General features: G+C 74.5%; 17 protein-coding genes and 1 pseudogene. 10 read left to right on the top strand and 8 right to left on the bottom strand.

Going from position 1 to position 18,777, the window contains the following annotated elements; translation table 11 throughout:
• Positions 1–157: 157 nt before the first annotated feature.
• Together E1300_RS36085 and E1300_RS36090 are read left to right on the top strand one after the other, a co-directional pair.
• The gene (locus E1300_RS36085; protein WP_131761605.1) at positions 158–670 is read left to right on the top strand and encodes a GNAT family N-acetyltransferase; all 513 of its coding nucleotides are present in this window, start codon (positions 158–160) and stop codon (positions 668–670) included.
• 250 nt (positions 671–920) lie between these two features.
• Positions 921–1,865 carry a TIGR03621 family F420-dependent LLM class oxidoreductase gene (locus E1300_RS36090; protein ID WP_165503144.1) on the top strand — a complete coding sequence of 315 codons (945 nt, stop codon included), beginning with the start codon at positions 921–923 and terminating at the stop codon, positions 1,863–1,865.
• A 39-nt stretch (positions 1,866–1,904) separates the two neighbouring features.
• Here E1300_RS36090 and E1300_RS36095 read toward each other — a convergent pair whose 3' ends face one another.
• Genes E1300_RS36095 through E1300_RS36105 form a run of 3 tightly spaced genes read right to left on the bottom strand, consistent with a single transcriptional unit; the run spans position 1,905 to position 5,576 of the window.
• Positions 1,905–3,401 carry a sugar ABC transporter ATP-binding protein gene (locus tag E1300_RS36095; RefSeq protein WP_131761607.1) on the bottom strand — a complete coding sequence of 499 codons (1,497 nt, stop codon included), beginning with the start codon at positions 3,399–3,401 and terminating at the stop codon, positions 1,905–1,907.
• 1 nt (position 3,402) lies between these two features.
• On the bottom strand, positions 3,403–4,476 hold the full coding sequence (locus tag E1300_RS36100) for a sugar ABC transporter substrate-binding protein (RefSeq protein ID WP_131761608.1): 1,074 nt from the start codon (positions 4,474–4,476) through the stop codon (positions 3,403–3,405).
• Positions 4,473–5,576, bottom strand: a complete 1,104-nt coding sequence (locus tag E1300_RS36105; RefSeq protein ID WP_131761609.1) for an ABC transporter permease — start codon at positions 5,574–5,576, stop codon at positions 4,473–4,475. The genes E1300_RS36100 and E1300_RS36105 overlap by 4 nt, the downstream gene beginning before the upstream one ends.
• 103 nt (positions 5,577–5,679) lie before the next feature.
• On the opposite strand from E1300_RS36105, the gene E1300_RS36110 reads away from it, so the two are divergent.
• The 6 genes from E1300_RS36110 (at position 5,680) to E1300_RS36135 (ending at position 12,656) form a co-directional block, all read left to right on the top strand.
• Positions 5,680–6,471 (top strand): SDR family NAD(P)-dependent oxidoreductase, encoded by a 792-nt coding sequence (locus E1300_RS36110; RefSeq protein ID WP_207400147.1) that lies wholly within the window; start codon positions 5,680–5,682, stop codon positions 6,469–6,471.
• A 56-nt stretch (positions 6,472–6,527) separates the two neighbouring features.
• Entirely contained in the window at positions 6,528–8,177 is a 1,650-nt protein-coding gene (locus E1300_RS36115; RefSeq protein ID WP_131761610.1) for a thiamine pyrophosphate-binding protein, read from the top strand.
• Between the two features lie 62 nt (positions 8,178–8,239).
• Positions 8,240–9,049 carry an IclR family transcriptional regulator gene (locus tag E1300_RS36120; protein WP_131761611.1) on the top strand — a complete coding sequence of 270 codons (810 nt, stop codon included), beginning with the start codon at positions 8,240–8,242 and terminating at the stop codon, positions 9,047–9,049.
• A 95-nt stretch (positions 9,050–9,144) separates the two neighbouring features.
• Positions 9,145–9,870, top strand: coding sequence for a response regulator transcription factor (locus E1300_RS36125; protein WP_131761612.1), 726 nt, complete (start codon positions 9,145–9,147; stop codon positions 9,868–9,870).
• Positions 9,867–11,258, top strand: coding sequence for a HAMP domain-containing sensor histidine kinase (locus E1300_RS36130; RefSeq protein WP_131761613.1), 1,392 nt, complete (start codon positions 9,867–9,869; stop codon positions 11,256–11,258). The genes E1300_RS36125 and E1300_RS36130 overlap by 4 nt, the downstream gene beginning before the upstream one ends.
• 141 nt (positions 11,259–11,399) lie before the next feature.
• A complete protein-coding gene (locus tag E1300_RS36135; protein ID WP_131761614.1) occupies positions 11,400–12,656 on the top strand; it encodes an amidohydrolase in 1,257 nt (418 codons plus the stop codon).
• A 7-nt stretch (positions 12,657–12,663) separates the two neighbouring features.
• Here the strand turns inward: E1300_RS36135 and E1300_RS36140 are convergent, their stop codons facing one another.
• The 4 genes from E1300_RS36140 to E1300_RS36155 form a co-directional block, all read right to left on the bottom strand.
• Positions 12,664–14,397, bottom strand: coding sequence for an ABC transporter ATP-binding protein (locus tag E1300_RS36140; RefSeq protein WP_242619604.1), 1,734 nt, complete (start codon positions 14,395–14,397; stop codon positions 12,664–12,666).
• A gap of 223 nt (positions 14,398–14,620) precedes the next feature.
• Positions 14,621–15,016, bottom strand: coding sequence for a hypothetical protein (locus E1300_RS36145; protein ID WP_131761615.1), 396 nt, complete (start codon positions 15,014–15,016; stop codon positions 14,621–14,623).
• 24 nt (positions 15,017–15,040) lie between these two features.
• A complete protein-coding gene (locus E1300_RS36150) occupies positions 15,041–15,238 on the bottom strand; it encodes a hypothetical protein (protein WP_131761616.1) in 198 nt (65 codons plus the stop codon).
• Positions 15,239–15,473: 235 nt separating this feature from the next.
• Positions 15,474–16,118: an RlpA-like double-psi beta-barrel domain-containing protein gene (locus E1300_RS36155; RefSeq protein ID WP_131761617.1), complete on the bottom strand. Its 645-nt coding sequence runs from the start codon at positions 16,116–16,118 to the stop codon at positions 15,474–15,476.
• Positions 16,119–16,640: 522 nt separating this feature from the next.
• Between E1300_RS36155 and E1300_RS36160 the strand changes: the two genes are divergently transcribed.
• Both E1300_RS36160 and E1300_RS36165 read left to right on the top strand, forming a co-directional pair.
• On the top strand, positions 16,641–17,678 hold the full coding sequence (locus E1300_RS36160; RefSeq protein ID WP_131761618.1) for a permease: 1,038 nt from the start codon (positions 16,641–16,643) through the stop codon (positions 17,676–17,678).
• Positions 17,675–18,481 carry a TIGR03943 family putative permease subunit gene (locus tag E1300_RS36165; protein ID WP_131761619.1) on the top strand — a complete coding sequence of 269 codons (807 nt, stop codon included), beginning with the start codon at positions 17,675–17,677 and terminating at the stop codon, positions 18,479–18,481. The genes E1300_RS36160 and E1300_RS36165 overlap by 4 nt, the downstream gene beginning before the upstream one ends.
• A gap of 37 nt (positions 18,482–18,518) precedes the next feature.
• On the opposite strand, the pseudogene E1300_RS36170 reads toward E1300_RS36165, so the two are convergent.
• Positions 18,519–18,777 (bottom strand): annotated as a pseudogene (locus E1300_RS36170) (hypothetical protein); the annotation flags it as partial.

Here is an 18,777-nt window from a genome sequence, read left to right on the forward strand (position 1 = left end):
GCCTCCGCCGGCCCGCGCCGCCCGCCGCGCCGCCGCACGGCCCGCTGGCCCGCCTGTTCGCCGGCGGCGAGCTCGACCGGGACCCGGAGGGCGACCGCCGTCCCGTGTCGCCGGGGTGATCGGCTTCTGCCAGGATCGGACCGCACGAGGAGGTGCGATGGAGATCCGCAGGGGCGGCACGCCGGACGTGCCGCTGATCATGGCGATGATGGACGGCGCCGTGGCGTGGCTCGCGGCGCGCGGGCGCGCGGGGCAGTGGGGCAGCGAGCCGTGGTCGGGCAGCCCGCGGCGGGTGGAGCGGATCGAGGGCATCGCCCGGTCCGACGAGATCTGGGTCGCCGAGGTGGACGGGCGCCCCGCCGGCGTCCTGGCCGTCTCGCCGGAGCCGCCGGCGTACGTCGACGCGGCTTCCGAGCCCGAGCTGTACATCACGCTGCTGGTGACCGACCGCGCATTCACCGGGCTCGGCGTCGGCGCCGAGCTGATCGACAAGGCCCGGAGCGAGGCGCGCGCCAAGGGCGCCGGGCTGCTGCGGGTCGACTGCTACGGCGGCGGCGACGGGCGCCTCGTCGAGTACTACCGCCGCAACGGCTTCGACCCGGTGGCCGAGTTCACGGTCGGCGACTGGCCGGGCCGCGTGCTGGCCCAGCGCGTGCCCGCCCCGGCCTGACCCTTCCGGCCTCCTGAGCCGGGTGCGGCGGGCGGGGCTTGCGGATCGGGACGGGCGGGCGCAGCCTTGAAGTGACCGGTGGAACCGGGCAGTCGGTGACGCCCTTACGCCGCACGGACGGCGACCGAGCCGCTCGCCCGGATCCACCGGTCGACGCCTCTCCCGCCGTCCGCGCACCGGAGCGCCGCGTCGGAGCGCCGTGTCGGATTCCCGCCAGCGGACCGTCCTCGTGGGGGGCATGCTCGTCGTCATGGAGGAGAACACACGGTCTTTCCGTTTCGGGGTCGTGGCCGAATCGGCCCGGACCGCGCCCGAGCTGCTCGCGACGGCGCGGCGCGCGGAGGAGCTCGGGTACGCGACGCTGACGCTGCGGGACCACTTCGTGCACGCCGGGTTCGGCGACCAGCTCGCGCCGCTGGTCGCGCTGGCCGCCGCCGCGGGCGCCACGACGGCGCTGCGCCTCGGCACGCTCGTCCTGGCCAACGACTACCGGCATCCGGTGATGCTCGCCAAGGAGGCCGCCACCCTGGATCACGTGTCCGGGGGGCGTTTCGAGCTGGGCATCGGCGCTGGCTGGCTCCGTGACGAGTACGACCGCGCCGGGATGCCGTTCGACGCGGCCGGGACGCGGGTCGGCCGCCTGGAGGAGTCGCTCCAGATCCTCAAGGCGCTGCTCTCCGGTGAGAAGACCTCCTTCCGCGGGGAGCACTACGCGATCGACGGCCTGACGGTGTTCCCCGTCCCGGAGCGGCGTCCGCCGATCCTGGTGGGCGCCGGGAGCCGCCGCATGCTCGGCATCGCCGGGCGGCACGCCGACATCGCCGGCATCCTCCCCCGCGCCCTGCCCGACGGGACGATCTCCGATGAGATCACCGAGCGGCTCCCGGACACCGTCGCCCGCAAGGTCGGCTGGGTCCGGGAGGCCGCCGCGGGACGCGACGTCGAGCTGAGCATGATGGTGTACCCGGTGTTCGGCGCCGACCCCCGGCGAGCCGCGGCGCGCCAGGCGGTGCTGCGCGGCTGGGGCGCCTCGTCCGCAGACCTGGTCCTGGACATGCCGTCCCAGTTCGTCGGCCGCCCTGAGGACATGGCCGAGCAGATGCTCGCCCGCCGCGACCGCTACGGGTTCACCTACTACCTCATTCCGGACTCGGCGATGGAGGAGTTCGCCCCGGTCATCGCCCTTCTCGGCTGACGAGCGGCGGCGGGGCGCCGGGCCGGCCCCCCGCCCGCGTCAGTGCGGGGAGTCGGCGAACCCGGCGTTCATGGACAGGCTCAGCTCGGCCTCGGTGAGCCGGTCCCCGGCGAGGGTGTCGACGACGCGGCCGTGCTGGAACACGAGGACGCGGTGGCACAGCTCGACCAGCTCGGCGAGGTCGGTCGAGGCGATCAGCACGGCCCGCCCGGACGCGGCCAGCTCGCGGACGAGGTCGTGCAGCTCGGTGCGGGCGCCGACGTCCACGCCGCGGGTCGGGTCGTCCAGCGCGAGGACGGCGGGCGCGGCGTCCAGCCACTTGGCCAGCACGGCCTTCTGCTGGTTGCCGCCGGACAGGTCGCCCGCGCGGGCGTGGACGTCGCCGCGGATCCGCAGCCGCTCCAGGTGGCCGCGCGAGCGCTCGACCAGCCGGGAGCGGCGCGGCATCGGCCCGCCGCGGCCCTGGCCGAGCCAGCTCACCGCCGTGATGTTCTCCCACAGCGGCTTGTCGAGCATCAGGCCGCGGCCCTTGCGGTCGCCGGAGATGTAGGCGACGCCCTCGGTCACCGCGTGCCGGGCCGAGCGCGGCGACCGGCCGTCCGGCAGCCGCACGGTCCCGGCGGACGGGCGGGCGCGCCCGCAGACGGCGTCGAGAACGGCGAGGTGGCCCGCGCCCTGGAGCCCGGCCAGCCCCACGATCTCCCCGGCCGCCGCGTCCAGGGACACCGACCGCAGCCGTCCCGGGACGGTGACGCCGGTGAGCGCGACCGCCGTCCCGCCGGGGCGGCGCGGGACGGCGGGCGGCGGCGCGGTGTCGCGGGCGGGCTGCCCGAGCATCGCGGTGACCAGCGAGTCGAGCCCGACGTCGGCGGTGGGGACGCCGTCCAGCACCGTCCGGCCGTCGCGCAGGACGGTGACCCTCGTCGCGACGCGCATGACCTCTTCGAGGAAGTGCGAGATGTAGAGGACGGCGAGGCCCCGGCGCGCGAGGCCCCGCGTAACCTCCGCGAGCCGGGCGGCGGCGTCGCGGGGCAGCGCGGAGGTCGGCTCGTCGAGGATCAGCACGCGGGGCTCCTGGAGGAGCGCCCGGCAGATCTCCAGGAGTTGCCGGTCGGCGAGGGGCAACTCGCCGGTTCTCACGTGCGGGGGCGGGTCGAGGCCGAGCTCGTCCAGGACGGGCTGCGCGCGCCGCCGCATCTCCCTGGTGCTGACGAGGCCGCCCCGCCGCGGCGCCCCGTAGGGGAACAGGTTCTCCAGGACGGTGAGGTCGTCGTAGGTCATCAGCTCCTGCGAGACGATCGCGACGCCCTGCCCGGCGGCCTGCCGGGCGTCGGCGAAGCGGACGGGGACGCCGTCCAGCTCGATCGTGCCGCCCTCGGGCCGCACCACCCCCGAGATGATCTTCACGAGGGTGGACTTGCCGGCGCCGTTCTCGCCGACGAGCGCGTGCACCTCGCCGGCGGCCAGGGTGATGCCGACGCCGACCAGCGCGGTGACGCCGCCGTAGTGCTTGACGAGGCCGGAGGCGACGAGCATGTCAGCGGGCCTCCTTGAGCGGCCTGATGTTCGCGCCGGTGTTCGCGAGGAGCCGGTCCAGCTGCGGCTTGTACCAGGCGTAGGCGTTCTGGACGGACTGCTGCCGCTTGACGATCTCGTCGATGTTCGACGCGCTCATCACGAGCCCGGGGGTCTTGAACCAGCCCTGCGGGAGCTTGCCGTCGTTCTTTCGCACGCTGTCGATGAGGATCGCGGTGGACACGTAGCCCTTCAGGTAGTGCTCGGGGTCGATCCCGACGAAGTTCGTGCCCCTCTTGATCGCGTCGAGCGTCTTCGGGTCGACGTCGAAGCCCGCGGTCAGGTATTTGCCCTTCCGCTGCTCCTTGAGCCGCGCGAGGTTGTAGCTGTCGGCGTCGCCGACGCCGAGGAACGCGAGCGCGTTCGGGTTGGCGTTGACCTGCGACTGCCAGGCGCCGTAGTTCTGCGCCGGGTCGCTGTAGGTCTGGAACGGGCCGAGCACGCGGATGCCGGGCGCCTGCTTGGCGAGGGTGTCCTTGATGCCCTTGGCGCGGTTGTCCAGGACGGGCGCGCCCGGGTTCGGCACGCCGACGACCACGGTGCCCTTGGCGCCGGCGCCGAGCTTCTTCACGGTCTCCTGGGCGAGCATCGCGCCGAGCTCGTAGTTGTCGTTGCCGACGTAGAACCCGACCTTGCTGCCGTCCGTCGGCGAGGTGTCGAGCGCGACGACCGGGATGCCCTTGCCGACGGCCTGCGCCGCCGGCCGGGTGAAGATCGGCGGGTCGAGGTTCTGCAGCACGATCCCGTCCGGGTGGGTGACGGTGAGGTTCTGGAAGAGCTGCTGCTCGGCGGGCCCGTCGGTGTTCGGCGGCCCGACCACCTTGAAGTCGATGTTCCCGGCCCGCTTGGACGCCTCCGTCGCGCCCTCGTACATCTCGCGGGCGAAGTTGAGGCTGTAGTTCGCGACGGCGATGCCCATCTTCAGCCGCTCGTTCCCGCCCGAGCCGCCGTCGCCGCCGCACGAGGCGGTGGCGAGGACGGCGCCGAGGGCGAGGGCCGCCGCCGCGGTGAGGGGTCCGCGGGAACGCGGGGTCATGGCTTCCTCCCAGGTGAGCCGGGTGAGCGCCCCTCCCGGACGGGACGCGGGGCGGGCCCGCCGCGCGGCTCGCGCGCCGGGCGCAGGTTCCGGACCCGGCGCAGCAGCGGCGCGGCGCCGACGGCGACGAGGATCACGCCGCCGGTCGCGAACGTCGTCCAGTTGATGGGGACCTCGAAGAACACGAGCGCCGCGGTGACGGCGCCGAGGATGAGGGTGCCGGCCGCGGCGCCGAGGACGGAGCCGCTGCCGCCCTTCAGCGGGGTGCCGCCGATGATGGCCGCGGCGATCGCGGTGAGCTCGTAGCCCTGGCCGATCGTGGGGTCGCCCGCGATGAAGAACGCGAGGGCCAGCACGGCCGCGAGGCCCGCCATCAGCCCGGACAGCGCCAGCGCGGCGATGCGGGTCCGGGTGACGGGCAGGCCCCCGAACTCGGCGGCCTCGGGGTTGGAGCCGATGGCCCGCACCCGGGCGCCGAAGCGCGTCCGGGTGAACAGCACGGTCAGCGCGGCCACCGCCGCGGCGAACACCCAGACCGCGTTCGGGACGCCGAGCAGCTCGTCCCCGCCGAGGACGCGGAAGAACGCGTCGTCCTGCGGCAGGTCGGTGATCTGCTTGCCCTCGGCCAGCGCCAGCCCCACGCCGCGCAGCAGCATCGACGTGGCGAGCGTGACGATGAACGACGGCAGCCGCAGGTAGGTCGTCACGGCGCCGTTCAGCGCCCCGACCAGCGCCGACATAGCGAGGACGACCGCCACGGCGAGCCAGGTGCTCATCCCGTCGCGGATCAGCAGCGCGCCCACGACGATCCCCATCGCGTACATGCCGCCGACCGACAGGTCGACCTCCCGCATGGCGAGCGCGAACACCATCCCGCAGGCCATCAGCCCGACGTACACCGAGTTGTGGGCGGTGGTCAGCAGGTTGCCGGTGCGCAGGAAGTCCGGCTGGAGCAGCCCGACGCCGAGGACGAGCAGCACCAGCACGCCGACGACGCCGGCCTCGTCGGGGACCGGGCGGCGGACCCTGCGGCGCGGCGCGGCCGGACCGCCGTTCTCGTTCGCGGACGCCGGCGCGGCCGACGGCTGTGGAGCGGGCATGCGGCGAGCATGTGCACGGCGGGAGGCCGCGACAAGGAACCCGTTTCAATGAGTGAAAACGGCGCCTTGTCGGTCCGGCGGCGCCGGGCCCACGCTGGCGTCCATGACCGAGACGCCGTCCATGCACGGAAGCCCGGCCACGCGCGAAGCGCCGTCCGGGCACGGAGCGCGGCGGGTGGCCCTCGTGACCGGCGCCGCGGGCGGGCTCGGGCGGGAGTTCGCCGCCGCCCTCGCCGCGCGGGGGCACCGGGTCGCGGGCCTCGACCTCGCCGACATGTCGGGCACCGCGGAGCTGCTCGGCCCGGACCGGTTCCATCCCGTCCGCGCGGACGTCACGGACCCCGAGGAGGTGGGGGCCGCGGTGGAGGAGGCCGCCGCCCGGTTCGGCGGCCTGCACATCGTGGTCAACAACGCCGGGATCTACCCGCCGCTGCCGTTCGAGAAGACGGCGCTGGAGGACTGGCGCCGGATCATGCGGGTGAACCTGGACGGGCCGTTCCTCGTGACCCGGGCGGCGCTCCCCCACATGCGGGCCGCGGGCTGGGGCAGGGTCGTGAACATCGTTTCGGCCGTGGTGTTCCTCGGGCCGCCGGACCTGGTCGCCTACACCACGTCCAAGGCGGGGCTCGTGGGTTTCACCCGAGCACTGGCGAACGCGACCGGCGCCCAGGGCATCACGGTCAACGCCATCGCGCCCGGCCTGACCCGCACCGAGACCGCCGCGCGGACGACCGGCGCGGACGGCGGGTTCGAGCGGGTCCGCGGGCTCCAGGCGGTCCCCGCGGTCGAGGAGCCGCGCGACCTCGTCTCGACGCTGCTGTACGTCTGCGACGAGGGCAGCGGCTTCCTCACCGGCCAGACGATCAACGTGGACGGCGGCTCCGCCATGCACTGACCGCCCCCCGGGACGAGCGCAGGACCAGACGAGCGGAAGGGCAGGACGGCGACGACATGAGGCCGATCGAGGCGCTGCTGGAGATCGCCCGCGACGAGGGCGTGACCCGGGTCTTCGGCAATCCCGGCACGACGGAGCTCCCGCTCATGGACGCGCTCGCCGGGGCACCGGACCCGGAGTACGTGCTGGGCCTGCACGAGGGGTCCGTGGTGAGCATGGCCGACGGGTACGCGCGCGCGTCGCGGCGGACCTCGATGGTCAGCCTGCACGTCGCGGCGGGCGTCGCCAACGGGCTGATCGGGATGCTGAACGCGCGGCGCTCCCGCACCCCGATGGTCATCGTCGCGGGCCAGCAGGACCGCCGCCACCTCGTCCAGGACCCGATGCTGTCGGGCGACCTGGTGGGGCTCGCGTCGGCGGCGACCAAGTCCGCCGTGGAGGTGCAGCACGCCTCCGACCTGCCCCTCGTGCTGCGGCGCGCGTTCGCGCTCGCGGCGCGGCCGCCCGCCGGGCCGGTGCTCGTGTCGGTGCCGATGGACCTGCTGGAGGAGGACATCGACGTCGCCGTCCCCGCGCGGTCGCCGGTGTCCGGGCCGGGGGTGGCCGCAGACGTTGTCGCGGACGCGGCGGCGCTCCTCGCGGCCGCCGAGCGTCCCGTGGTGGTCGCCGGCGACGGCGTGGGCCGGGCCGGGGCGGTGCGGGAGCTGGTCGCCGTGGCCGAGTCGCTCGGCGCCGCCGTCTACCACCAGCCGATGAACGACGGCGTCGACTTCCCGGGCGGGCACCCCCTCTACGCGGGGATGCTGCTCCCCCGCAACGCGGTGATCCGCGAGACCCTGGGCCGGTACGACGCCGCGCTGATCGCCGGGTGCCACGCGTTCATGCCGCACCACTACACGCCCGGCCCCGCCGTCCCCGACGGGCTGGCGATCGTCCAGGTGGACGAGGACCCGGCGGAGATCGGCCGCAACTTCCCCGTCCGGCACGGCGTGACCGGTGATCTCGCCGGGACGCTGCGGGCCCTCGCCGACCGTCTGGAGGGACGCGTGCCGTCCGCGCGGGCGCGCGCCGAGTGGCTCGGCGCCGTCCACGCCAGGGCCCGGGCGGAGACGGAGGCCGCGGCCCGCGGCGCCTACGGCCCGTCGCCGCTGGACCCGCGCGCCGCCGCGCACGCCGTCGCCGCGGGCCTGCCCGAGGACGCGGTGGTCGTCGAGGAGGCGATCACCACCGGGCTGCTGCTGCGCGCCGTCCTGCGGCAGGACCGGCCCCGCTCCTACGTCCACACGGTCGGCGGCGGGCTCGGCTGGGGCATCGGCGCGGCCGTCGGCACCCGGCTCGCCGACCCGGAGCGGCCGGTCGTCGCGGTGCTCGGCGACGGCTGCGCGATGTTCGGCCTCCAGGGGCTGTGGAGCGCCGCCCGGTACGAGGTGCCGGTCACGTTCGTGGTCATGAACAACGGCGAGTACCGCACGCTCAAGGACACCCTGGACGAGGGCGGCGGGACGTCCGCGCAGCGGGGCCGCTACGTCGGCATGGACCTCGCGCCGCCGCCGCTCGACTGGCGCGCCGCCGGCCGCCTCTTCGGCGTCGAGGCGGTGCGGGCGGGATCGGCGGCCGAGCTGCGGGACGCCGTCGCCGCGGTCAAGGACGCGGACGGGCCCCTGCTGATCGAGGCGCCGATCGCGGCGCGCGGGACCGGGCGGTGAGCCGGGCGGCCCCGCGGTTCCCGGCCCTTGCCGAAGGCCGCGACCACGGGAACCATCGGCGGATGGACACCCCCGCCGCGGAAGGGCTGCCGCCGAAGTCGGTGCTGGCGCGCGGGCTCAGCCTGCTCGACGCCTTCGGCTCCGCCGACACCGAGCTCAGCCTGACCGAGCTGGCGGCCCGCACCGGGCTGCCGAAGCCGACCGCGCACCGCCTGCTCGCCGAGCTGGCGCGGTGGGGCGGCGTCGAGCGGACGGACGCGGGCTACCGGCTCAGCATGCGGCTGTTCGTGCTCGGCCAGCGCGCGCCCAGGCCGCGCGGGCTCCGCGAGGCCGCGCTGCCGTTCATGGAGGACCTGTACGAGGCGACGCACGAGAACATCCACCTCGCCGTCCTGGACGGGACCGACACCCTCTTCCTGGAGAAGGTCAGCGGGCGCCGCTCCATGCCGATCGTGTCCCGCGTGGGCGGCCGGCTGCCGGCGTACTGCACCGCGACCGGGAAGCTGTTCCTCGCGCTCGGACCGCCCGAGCGGCTGGAGCACGTGCTCTCCGCCGGGCTCGTCCACTACACCCCGCACACGATCGTCATGCCGGGCCTGCTCCAGCGGGAGCTGGCCCGCACGGCCGCCCGCGGCTACGCCGTCAACCGCGAGGAGTCCGAGGCCGGGGTGTCCGCCGTCGCCGCGCCCGTCCACGACCACCGGCGCCGCGTGATCGCCGCGATCTCCATCACCGGGAACGTCTGCCGGCTGGACCTCGACCGGCTCGCCCCGGCCGTCCGGACGGCGGCGCGGGCACTGTCCCGCGAGCTGGCGCGGGAGGGCGCGGACGGCCCCCGGCCGTCCCCCATCGACGTTTCCGACCTGCGTTAACGACCTCCTGAGAGGCGTCTTAGGCCGCTCTCATTCCGCGCTCACGCACCGCGCCCACGGTGGGAGGAACGACACCCCACCGACCGGAGGCGACGATGACCATGCCGAGCGCCGAACCGCGACGGATCCTGGTGGCCGACGACGACGCGGCGGTGCGGTCGGCCCTGGAGCGCGTCCTGCGCTTCAACGGCTACGAGGTCGAGCTGGCCGAGGACGGCCTGGAGACCCTGGAGGCCATCGACCGCGCCCGCCCCGACGCGGTGGTCCTCGACTGGATGATGCCGCACCTCGACGGGCTCGGCGCCTGCCGGATGCTGCGCGGGCGCGGCGACGACCTGCCCGTCCTGCTGCTGACGGCCCGCGACGGCCTCGGCGACCGCATCGCCGGCCTCGACGCGGGCGCCGACGACTACATCGCCAAGCCCTTCGAGCTGGAGGAGCTGATGGCCCGGCTGCGGGCGCTGCTCCGCCGCTCGCACGGCTTCGGTCCGGCCCCGTCCGCCGAGGCGCCGGAGGAGATCCTCCGGTTCGCCGACCTCGTCATGAACGTCGACACGCGGGAGGTGCGGCGCGCCGGGCGCGTCCTGCGGCTGACGCGCACCGAGTTCAACCTCCTGGAACTGCTGATGCGCCGGCCCCGCCGGGTGCTGGAGCGGGCGTGGATCCACGAGGAGGTCTGGGGCTTCGACTTCGGACGCGCCTCCAACTCGCTGCACGTCTACATCGGCTACCTGCGCCGCAAGACCGAGGAGCACGGCGGCGGGCGGCTGATCCACACGGTGCGGGGCGTCGGCTACGCGCTCCGCGAGGAGCCCTCGTGAGGGCCCCGCGCCGGGGGTTCCGGAACCGGCGGTGGACGCTCTCGCTGCGGGCGCGGGTGGCCCTGCTCGCCGCCGGGACCGTCATCGCGGCCATCCTGATGACCTCGATCGTCTCCTTCACCATGTTCACCGGGCGGCTCCACAACGAGATCGACCAGACGCTCGTCGCCCAGGCCGGGACGATCGCCGACAACGTCAACGGGCGTCCGGGCGACCGCCACGACGCCGACCTGTTCGCGGCGCTGGACATGAGCGTCGCGATCGTCCGGCAGGGCCAGGTCACCTCGCCGCCGGGGACGCACGCCGCCGTCCCCGTCGACATGGCCGCCGTCGGCCGGGTGTCGGCGCCCGGCGGTCCCCGCTACGTGCTGGCGGACGGGCACTCCGGCGGCGCCCACATGCGGGTGATCACCGTCCGGGCCTCGGACGGCACCGTGATCGTGCTGGCCCGCTCGCTCGCCATGGTCGACCGGACCGTCACGTGGTTCGGCTACCTGACGATCGCGGTCGGCCTCGGCGCGGCGGTGCTGGCGGCGGGCGCGGGGATCGCCGTGGCGGGCGCCGGGCTCCAGCCCGTCCGCAGGCTCACCCGGGCCGTCGCGGGCATCGCCCGCACGCAGGACCTGAACACCGCCCCGATCCGCATCTCCGGCGACGACGAGATCAGCCGGCTGGCCGGCAGCTTCAACGCGATGCTGGCCGCGCTGAACCGCTCGCGCGAGCGGCAGCGCCGGCTGGTCGCCGACGCCGGGCACGAGCTGCGGACGCCGCTGACAAGCCTGCGCACCAACATCGACCTGCTGATCGCGGCGCGCGCCCACCCGGAGCGCGCGCTGCCCCACGGCAGCATGGACGCGCTCCTCGCCGACCTCAAGGCCCAGCTCCGCGAGCTGACGAACCTCGTCGGCGACCTGGTCGAGCTCGCCAAGGACGAGGAGCAGGCCGCGGCCCGCACGCGGGTGCGGCTCGACCGGCTCGTCCCGTTCGCCGTCGACCGCGTCCGGCTGCGCGCCCCCGCGGCGACCTTCCGGACGGACCTGGAGCCATGGCTCGTCCAAGGCTCCGAACCCGATCTCGTCCGGGCCGTCACCAACCTGCTGGACAACGCGGTCAAGTTCAGCCCGCCGGACGGCACGGTCCACATCGTCCTCCGCGAGGGCGAGCTCATCGTGGCCGACGAGGGGCCGGGCATCCCCGAGGAGAACCTCCCGCACGTGTTCGAGCGCTTCTACCGCGCTCCGGAGGCGCGGGCGCTCCCCGGGTCCGGGCTCGGCCTCGCGATCGTCCGGCACACCGCCGAGCAGCACGGCGGCACGGTCTCGGCGGGCAACCGCCCCGGCGGCGGCGCCGTCCTGCGCCTCCGCCTCCCCGGCGCCTCGCACGTCTGAGCTCCCGCCTGACCGGCGCAGGCGGTCCACCCCGGCTGGCCGGTCGTCCGCGCACCTCTGCCATGATCGCGTCATAGCGACGGTCACCCACGACGGCGCGGCGGTCCCCCGGACGCGGCACGGATCACGGAGGCACGGCAGATGGCGACGGCGACCGAGGCGGGCGACACGGCAGCGGACCTGGCGTCGGTCTACCGCGATCTGCACGCCCATCCGGAGCTCGCCTTCCACGAGACACGGACCGCTGCGATCGTCGCCGACCGGCTCCGCGCCCTGGGCTACGACACGTCCACCGGCGTCGGCGGCACGGGCGTCGTGGGGCTGCTGCGCAACGGCGACGGTCCCACGGCGCTGCTGCGCGCCGACATGGACGCCCTGCCCGTGCGGGAGGAGACCGGCCTGCCCTACGCCAGCACCGCCGAGGGCGTCGACGGCGGCGACACCGTCCCGCTCATGCACGCGTGCGGGCACGACATGCACGTGACGTGCCTGCTCGGCGCGGCCGCCGTCCTCGCCGCCGACCGGTCCGCCTGGCGCGGCACCGCGATGCTGGTCTTCCAGCCCGCCGAGGAGGTCGGCCGCGGTGCCCGCGCGATGGTCGACGACGGGCTGTACGAGCGGTTCGGCCGGCCCGCGGTCGTCCTGGGCCAGCACGTGGCGCCGGTCCCGGCCGGCTTCCTCGGCCTTCGCCGCGGACCGGCCTTCGCCTCCGCGGACTCGCTGCGCGTCGTCCTGCACGGCCGCGGCGGGCACGGCTCCCGGCCGGAGGCCACCGTCGACCCGGTGCTCATGGCGGCGGCGACCGTGATGCGGCTCCAGGGCGTCGTGTCCCGCGAGGTGGCCGGCGGCTCGACGGCGGTGGTGACGGTCGGGGCCCTGCACGCCGGCAGCCGGCCCAACGTCATCCCCGACCGGGCCGAGCTGCTGCTGAGCGTCCGGACCTTCGACCCGCACGTCCGCGACGCGGTCCTGGCGGCCGTCGAGCGGATCGTCCGGGCCGAGTCCGCGGCCTCCGGCGCGCCGCGCGACCCCGACATCGCGATCACCGAGTCGTTCCCGGCCGTCATCAACGACCCCGAGGCGTGCGCCCGCACCGAGCAGGGGTTCGGCGCCGACCTCGGGCCCGGCCTGGTCGTGGACCCGGGGCCCGTCACCGGCAGCGAGGACGTGGGAATCCTGGCCGACGCCGCCGGAGTCCCCTGCGTCTACTGGCTCCTGGGCGGAGCCGACCCGCAGGCGTTCGCCGGAGCCGAGGACTTCGCGGCGCTGAAGCGCATCGCCCACGGCCTCCCGTCCAACCACTCCTCCCGCTTCGCGCCGGTCATCGAGCCCACGCTGACGACCGGCGTCAAGGCCCTCGTCTCGGCCGCCCGGACCTGGATGCCCGCTCCGGCGTGACGCGCCGTCACCGCGCCGCGGACGCGGGCTCCCAGCGGAACCGGCCCTGCCGCGGCGCGCCCCGGCCCAGCATGATGATCTGGTCGGCCTCGGGCGCAAGGTGCAGGTCGTGGGTGATGAGGATGGTGGTCCGCCCGGCCATCAGTCGGCGCAGCGGGCCGAGCACGTTGCGGGCCGTCTCCGCGTCCAGGCCGGTGGTCGGCTCGTCCAGGACCAGCACGGGCGCGTCGCGGACCATGGCGCGGGCGATCGCCACCCGCTGGCGCTGGCCGCCCGACAGCAGCCGCCCCCGCTGGCCGATGTCGGTGTCGTAGCCCTGCGGGAGCGCGGTGATGAAGTCGTGCGCGTCCGCCGCGACCGCCGCCGCGACGATCTCCGCCTCGGTCGCGCCGGGACGTCCGTAGGCGATGTTCTCCCGGACGGTCCCCGAGAACATCAGGTTCTCCTGCTGCAGAACGGTCACGGTGTCGCGGAGGGTCGCGAGGGACAGCTCCCGGATCGGGACGCCGTCCAGGCGGATGCCGCCCGACTCGGGATCGTAGAAGCGCAGCAGCAGCTTCGTGATGGTGGACTTGCCCGACCCGCTCGGCCCCGTGATCAGCACGAGCTCGCCCGGGCCCGCCCGGAACCGCAGGTCCTGCAGCACGGGGCGCTCGGCGCCGGGATAGCGGAAGGTGACCCCGTCGAAGGCGATCCGGCCGCGCCGCGCGACCCGCGTGCGCGCCGCCGGGGCCTCGACCACCGCCGGGCGGGCCCGCAGGACCTCCTGGACGCGGTCGGCGCCCGCCGCGGCCTCCGACGCGGTCAGCGCGATCTCCCCGAGGCTCTGCACGTTCGGGTACAGGTAGCCCAGATAGGCGGCGAAGGCCAGCAGCCCGCCGAGCGTGATGCGGTCCGCCTGGAGCTCCCACGCGCCGACGCCTAGGACGACCAGCACGCACACGGTCTCCACGACCTCGACGAGCGGCCCGTACAGGCTGGACAGCCGCGTCTCGGCCATCTTCGCCTCCAACCAGGTGCGCCCCTCCCGATGCAGCCGCCGCGCCTCGGTCTCCTGCCGGTTGTAGGCCTGGACGAGCGGCTGGTTCGACAGGCTCTCCTCGACGGTGCTGGTCATCGCGCCGTTGCTGAGCCGCTCCGCGCCCGCGGCAGTCCGGAACCGTCCGGAGAATCCTCGGGTCACCAGCAGGAACACGGGCACCAGGGCGCAGGCGACCAGCGCGAGGTCCCACCGGACATAGAACGCGGCGGCCAGGAAGAACACGGCGCTGACGACGGCCGTGACCAGCCGCACCAGCCCGGAGGCGACCAGCTCCTCGATCGCCTCGATGTCGTCGGTGAGGCGGGCCATCAGGTCGCCGAGTCGGCCCCGGTCGAAGAACTCCGGGGACAGCCGCTGGACGTGGGCGAACACGCGGTCGCGGAGCCGCAGCAGGAAACGCTCGCCCGCGAGCGTCGTCAGGTAGTCGCCGACGAACGTCATCAGCGCCGTGACGAGCGCGATGCCGAGCCATGCGCCCGCCGGCGTCCAGAAGGCGTCGAGGTCGCGGGCGGCGAGCGCGTCGTCGGTGATGACGCCGAACAGCCAGATCGCGGCGACCTCGCAGGCCGCCGCGGCGATGGCCAGGCCGCCGCCGAGCGCCAGCAGCCTCCGGTCGCCGCGCATGAGCGGCCAGAAGTGCCGGAAGGTCGTGCGGACGGACACCACGGGAGCGGCCGCCGACATCGGTGATCGGGCCACGTCCCCTCCATTCCACTCGGCGCGGACCCGCGGTCCGCGCAGACGAGGGCGGGAGCCGGCGGGGGCGATCGTCGCTCCCCCGCCGGCTCCCGCCCGGTTCTGTCAGCCGGTCGCCGCGGCGCTTACCGGGCGTGCTTCTTCTTGGCGGCGTGGCGCTTCTTCTTCGGCGGCACCGGCGGCTTGGCGGGACGCTTGCGGGGCTTCGGAGCGATCTTCTTGAAGCTCATCGGCTTTCCTTTCTGCTTCTTCCGCCGCGTTCGCGGCCTTGCAGAAACGAAGTTACGGGCCGAGTTGATGACGATCGGCAAACGCGTCTGACATGCACCGAAGAGAAAACTAAGAAGAACCTAAGCGCCCATCGGAACCAGGCGAACGCCCCCAGAACAAGCTGTTCCAGGGGCCTTAGCACCCGGTCGAACCGCCAGCCGTAGACGACGCCGGCACCATCACGGGCGGCGGCCTCGGCGGCCTCGGGGAAGCGGTAGTCGACCAGGTAGAACCATCCGGTGCCCGCGTCGCGGACGGTCCGCGCGGCCTCCGCCACGTGCGCGGTGGTGACCTCGTCGTCCTGGCTGATGATGGAGCGTTCCCCGTCCGGGGTGAGCAGGACGACGGCCATGGCGAGGCTCCCGGTGCGGGCCGTTCAAGCGGTGCCGACGCCGTCCGCGGCCTTCACGGCGAGAAACGCGGTGCTGGCCTCGTCCGAGCCGACGACGCTGGCGAACCGGGCGTTGGCGCCCATCCCGCCCTCGCCGCTCTGGCTGAAGGCGACCGTGGGGGTGTCTGCGCACGAGTCGCGGGCCGAGTTGGGGCGCAACGCGCTGGCCGAGGTGGCGGGCACCGCCGTCTGCATCCACAGGGGTGGCCCGTGAGCCCGACGTACGGGCCGGTGATGGTGGCTGTGCGGGCTCGGCGGCGTGATCGAGGCCCTGTGTGGCCTGCTGCGGTGCGGTGCCCTTCGGAGACGCTGAAGGTGATGCCCCGGGGATCTTTTCGATCTCCGGGGCATCACCTCCCATGCGTCCGGCAGCCCTGCCGGGGTCTCATGGCCGCCCGCGCGGGCGGGACGGGCCGGATCAGCCCAGGGGCTGCGGATTCCCGCGCTTGCCGGCGCCGGAGCCCCAGGAGAGGACCTCCCACTTGACGCCCTTCAGGTGCCCCTCGCCGGTACCGGAGTTGTACTTGCTGGCGGGCTTCTTGCCGTCCAGCAGGTACCGGAAGGTGTAGGTGTCGAGGTCCAGCATGACGCCCCGGTGGGACGGGGAGCCCGGGCCGCGGTCGCCGACGAAGCCGGTGACGCTGCGGCCGTTGTAGGTGACGCGGACCTTGGTGTTCATGGGCCAGCTCGGGCTGGCGAACATGCCCTTCTGCATCGGCTTGCCGCTGGCGGGCGCGCCGGTGTCGCCGTTCACGCCGGAGCCGTCGTCCCAGAAGTAGGACGCGGTGGTCCGGCCGGACAGGAGCGCGCTCCGCGCCTTCGTCTCGCGCTTGACGTCCGAGGACTTGGCCTTGGCCTTGCTCTTGGAACCGGACTTCGAGGTGGCGCCGCCGTGCCCGGCGGACGTCTGGGTCGTGCTCTCCTGCGCGGTGGCCTGGTCCACGAGGAGCTTCTGGCTGGGAGCGGAGTCGTCACTGGCGGCTGCGACACCGGCGACCAGCATGCCCGCGAGGGCGGTACCGGTGACGCCGGTCAGGACGGCATTGATCGCTCGCTGCTGCATGGGGTTCCTTCGTTCGGGGTACAGGGCTGCCGTTCCGCGCCGGAGCACCAGGGGGCGCTCCGGGCACGCGGAAACGGGTCCGAGACTCGGGACTCGGGAGATGCCGCCGCGAGGGAGACCCGCCGCAGGAATTCCTGCGAATGGCCCGCGGGCATGGCGGGCCGCGCTCGCGCCGATCGGCGCGCCCTTCTCGGGCGCGTCCGCGACGCGGGCTTCTATGAAGCGGGAAGAATGCCGACCGGGGGCACGTGGGGCCCCGCACGGTGCGGCCGCCGCATGGTTGCGGCCGCGTTCGGCGAAAGGATCCCGCCTGGCGGGCGGGAGGCGACGGCTTGGCGTTCGGCCAGGTCAACGGTGCTTGACCTCGACCTGACGAGAACTATATCCGTCATTACGCCCATATCGCCAAACGGGCGATTTCTTTACCTTTCCATAGGTAGATCATTTGTGTCCGAACTGGCCCTCAGCGCCTTTCCCACAAGGGATTGAGGCCGACTCGGAGGGTCGTCCGCGTATGGCACGATGATGGCCATGACCGAACCCGCCGGCCTGCGGACGGCCGACGACGATCTCCTTCCCCCCGCCGACTGGGCGCCGAGGCGCACCCTGGCACCGGGCACCCGGGCCGCCTGGATCTTCGCCCTTCTCGCCCTCGTCCTCGTCTCCGGCCGGGCCTGGGCCGCACCCCTGATCGACGCCCGCGCCCTGGACGCCTGGACGACGGTCTTCGTGGCTATCTGCGTGCAGGCGCTGCCGTTCCTGGTGTTCGGCGTGGCCCTGTCCGCGGCGATCACCGCGTTCGTCCCGCCGACGTTCTGGCGGCGCGCGCTGCCCGCCCGTCCCGCGGCCGCCGTTCCCGTCGCGGGCGCCCTGGGCGCGGTCCTGCCGGGCTGCGAGTGCGCCTCGGTGCCCGTCGCGGGCGGGCTCATGGCCCGCGGGGTGGCGCCCGCCGCCGCCCTGACCTTCCTGCTGGCCGCGCCCGCCGTGAACCCGGTCGTGCTGGTCGCCACCGCCGTCGCCTTCCCCGGCGCCCCGGAGATGGTCGCCGGGCGGTTCGCCGCGTCACTGCTCGTCGCCGTGCTCGCGGGCTGGGCGTGGGCCCTGTTCGGCAAGGGCGAGTGGCTCCGCGTCCCCTCCCCGCCGCACGGCGCCGGAGAAGGCCGCTGGGAGGCGTTCCGTCAGGCCATGCGGCACGACATCATGCACGCGGGCGGCTTCCTGGTGGTCGGCGGCGCCGCCGCCGCGACGATCAACGTGGCGGTGCCCGCGGCGTGGGTGGACGGCGTCGCCGGCGTCCCGTGGGTCCCGGTGCTCGTGCTGGCGCTGCTCGCCGTGCTGATGTCGATCTGCTCGGAGGCGGACGCGTTCGTCGCGGCCAGCCTCACCCAGTTCTCCCCCACCGCCCGGCTGGCGTTCCTCGTCGTCGGCCCGATGGTCGACCTGAAGCTCATCGCCCTGCAGACCGGCTTCTTCGGACGGCGCTTCGCGATCCGGTTCGTCCCCCTGACGCTGGTCCTCGCCGTCATGGCCAGCTCCCTCGTCGGAGGCGTCCTGCTGTGACCCGTTCCGCGCAGAACCTGCTGCTCATGACGGTCGGTGCGGCCGTGCTGTGGATCACTCTGGGCAGCGGCGAGTACGTCAACTACGTCAAGCCGGGCTTCCGCTACCTGCTGGCGCCCGCCGGGGCCGCGCTGATCGCGCTCGGGGCCGCCGGACTGCGCCGCGAGTGGCGCGAGAACACCGCGCATGAGGACGCCGCACGCGAAGGCGCCGGACACGACGGCACCGTCCGGCACGATGAGGCCCGCGGCGCTGCCGCGCACGACGGCGGTCACGGGCACGGCCATGATCATTCGCGTGGTCCCCGGGTCGCGTGGCTGCTCTGCCTCCCGGTCCTCGCGATCTTCGTGGTGGCCCCGCCGGCGCTCGGGTCGTTCACCGCGTCCCGCGGCGCCGGCCGCGCGGCGCCCCCGCCGGCGCCGCCCGCCCAGGGCTTCGGGCCGCTGCCCCGCACGGGCGGCCCGATCGCGATGACCATGGGCGAGTTCATCGGACGGTCCTACGAGGCCCAGACCGGGGACCCGGCGTCCTTCACGGGCGTCCCGGTGCGCCTCACGGGCTTCGTCACCCCGCGCGAGGGCGGCGGCTGGCAGGTGACCCGGCTGAAGATGGCCTGCTGCGCCGGTGACGCGATCCCGTTCCCGGTGATCGTCCGCGGCCTGCCGAGACCACCCGCGGACAGCTGGGTCCAGGTCGACGGCACGTGGCTGCCGCCGACGTCCGGCAAGGCCGAGACGGGCGTGCACGAGCTGCGAGGCAGCTCGGTGCGGCGGGTCGCGAAGCCGAAGAACCCCTACGAGTAGCCGTCCCGCCCGCGAGGCCCGCGCCCGGAACGACGGGTCAGCGGGTCGGGTAGACCGACTGGACCAGCGGCACCGGACCGGTCCCGTGCGCGAACATCGGGTCCGCGTTCACCGGCTCGGCGAAGGGGGACTCGGCGTACGCGGGCGCCCCGAACGGCGAGGCCGCGGCCGCCATCGGTCCCGTCGTCACCGCGGCCTGCGGCGCGGGCGGCGCAGTCGGCACAGCCACGCTTGCGCCGGCCAAGTATGTGAACCCATCGGCCCTGCCGCAGGTGCTGATCGCGACGAACGAGCCG

Origin of the sequence: Actinomadura fibrosa (assembly GCF_900659615.1) — a bacterium.
GTDB lineage: Bacteria > Actinomycetota > Actinomycetes > Streptosporangiales > Streptosporangiaceae > Spirillospora > Spirillospora fibrosa.

Coding starts and splice junctions, on each gene's coding strand:
- E1300_RS36085 (WP_131761605.1), top strand. CDS start 158: ATGGAGATCCGCAGGGGCGGCACGCCGGACGTGCCGCTGATCATGGCG.
- E1300_RS36090 (WP_165503144.1), top strand. CDS start 921: ATGGAGGAGAACACACGGTCTTTCCGTTTCGGGGTCGTGGCCGAATCG.
- E1300_RS36095 (WP_131761607.1), bottom strand. CDS start 3,401: ATGCTCGTCGCCTCCGGCCTCGTCAAGCACTACGGCGGCGTCACCGCG.
- E1300_RS36100 (WP_131761608.1), bottom strand. CDS start 4,476: ATGACCCCGCGTTCCCGCGGACCCCTCACCGCGGCGGCGGCCCTCGCC.
- E1300_RS36105 (WP_131761609.1), bottom strand. CDS start 5,576: ATGCCCGCTCCACAGCCGTCGGCCGCGCCGGCGTCCGCGAACGAGAAC.
- E1300_RS36110 (WP_207400147.1), top strand. CDS start 5,680: ATGACCGAGACGCCGTCCATGCACGGAAGCCCGGCCACGCGCGAAGCG.
- E1300_RS36115 (WP_131761610.1), top strand. CDS start 6,528: ATGAGGCCGATCGAGGCGCTGCTGGAGATCGCCCGCGACGAGGGCGTG.
- E1300_RS36120 (WP_131761611.1), top strand. CDS start 8,240: ATGGACACCCCCGCCGCGGAAGGGCTGCCGCCGAAGTCGGTGCTGGCG.
- E1300_RS36125 (WP_131761612.1), top strand. CDS start 9,145: ATGACCATGCCGAGCGCCGAACCGCGACGGATCCTGGTGGCCGACGAC.
- E1300_RS36135 (WP_131761614.1), top strand. CDS start 11,400: ATGGCGACGGCGACCGAGGCGGGCGACACGGCAGCGGACCTGGCGTCG.
- E1300_RS36145 (WP_131761615.1), bottom strand. CDS start 15,016: ATGGCCGTCGTCCTGCTCACCCCGGACGGGGAACGCTCCATCATCAGC.
- E1300_RS36155 (WP_131761617.1), bottom strand. CDS start 16,118: ATGCAGCAGCGAGCGATCAATGCCGTCCTGACCGGCGTCACCGGTACC.
- E1300_RS36160 (WP_131761618.1), top strand. CDS start 16,641: ATGATGGCCATGACCGAACCCGCCGGCCTGCGGACGGCCGACGACGAT.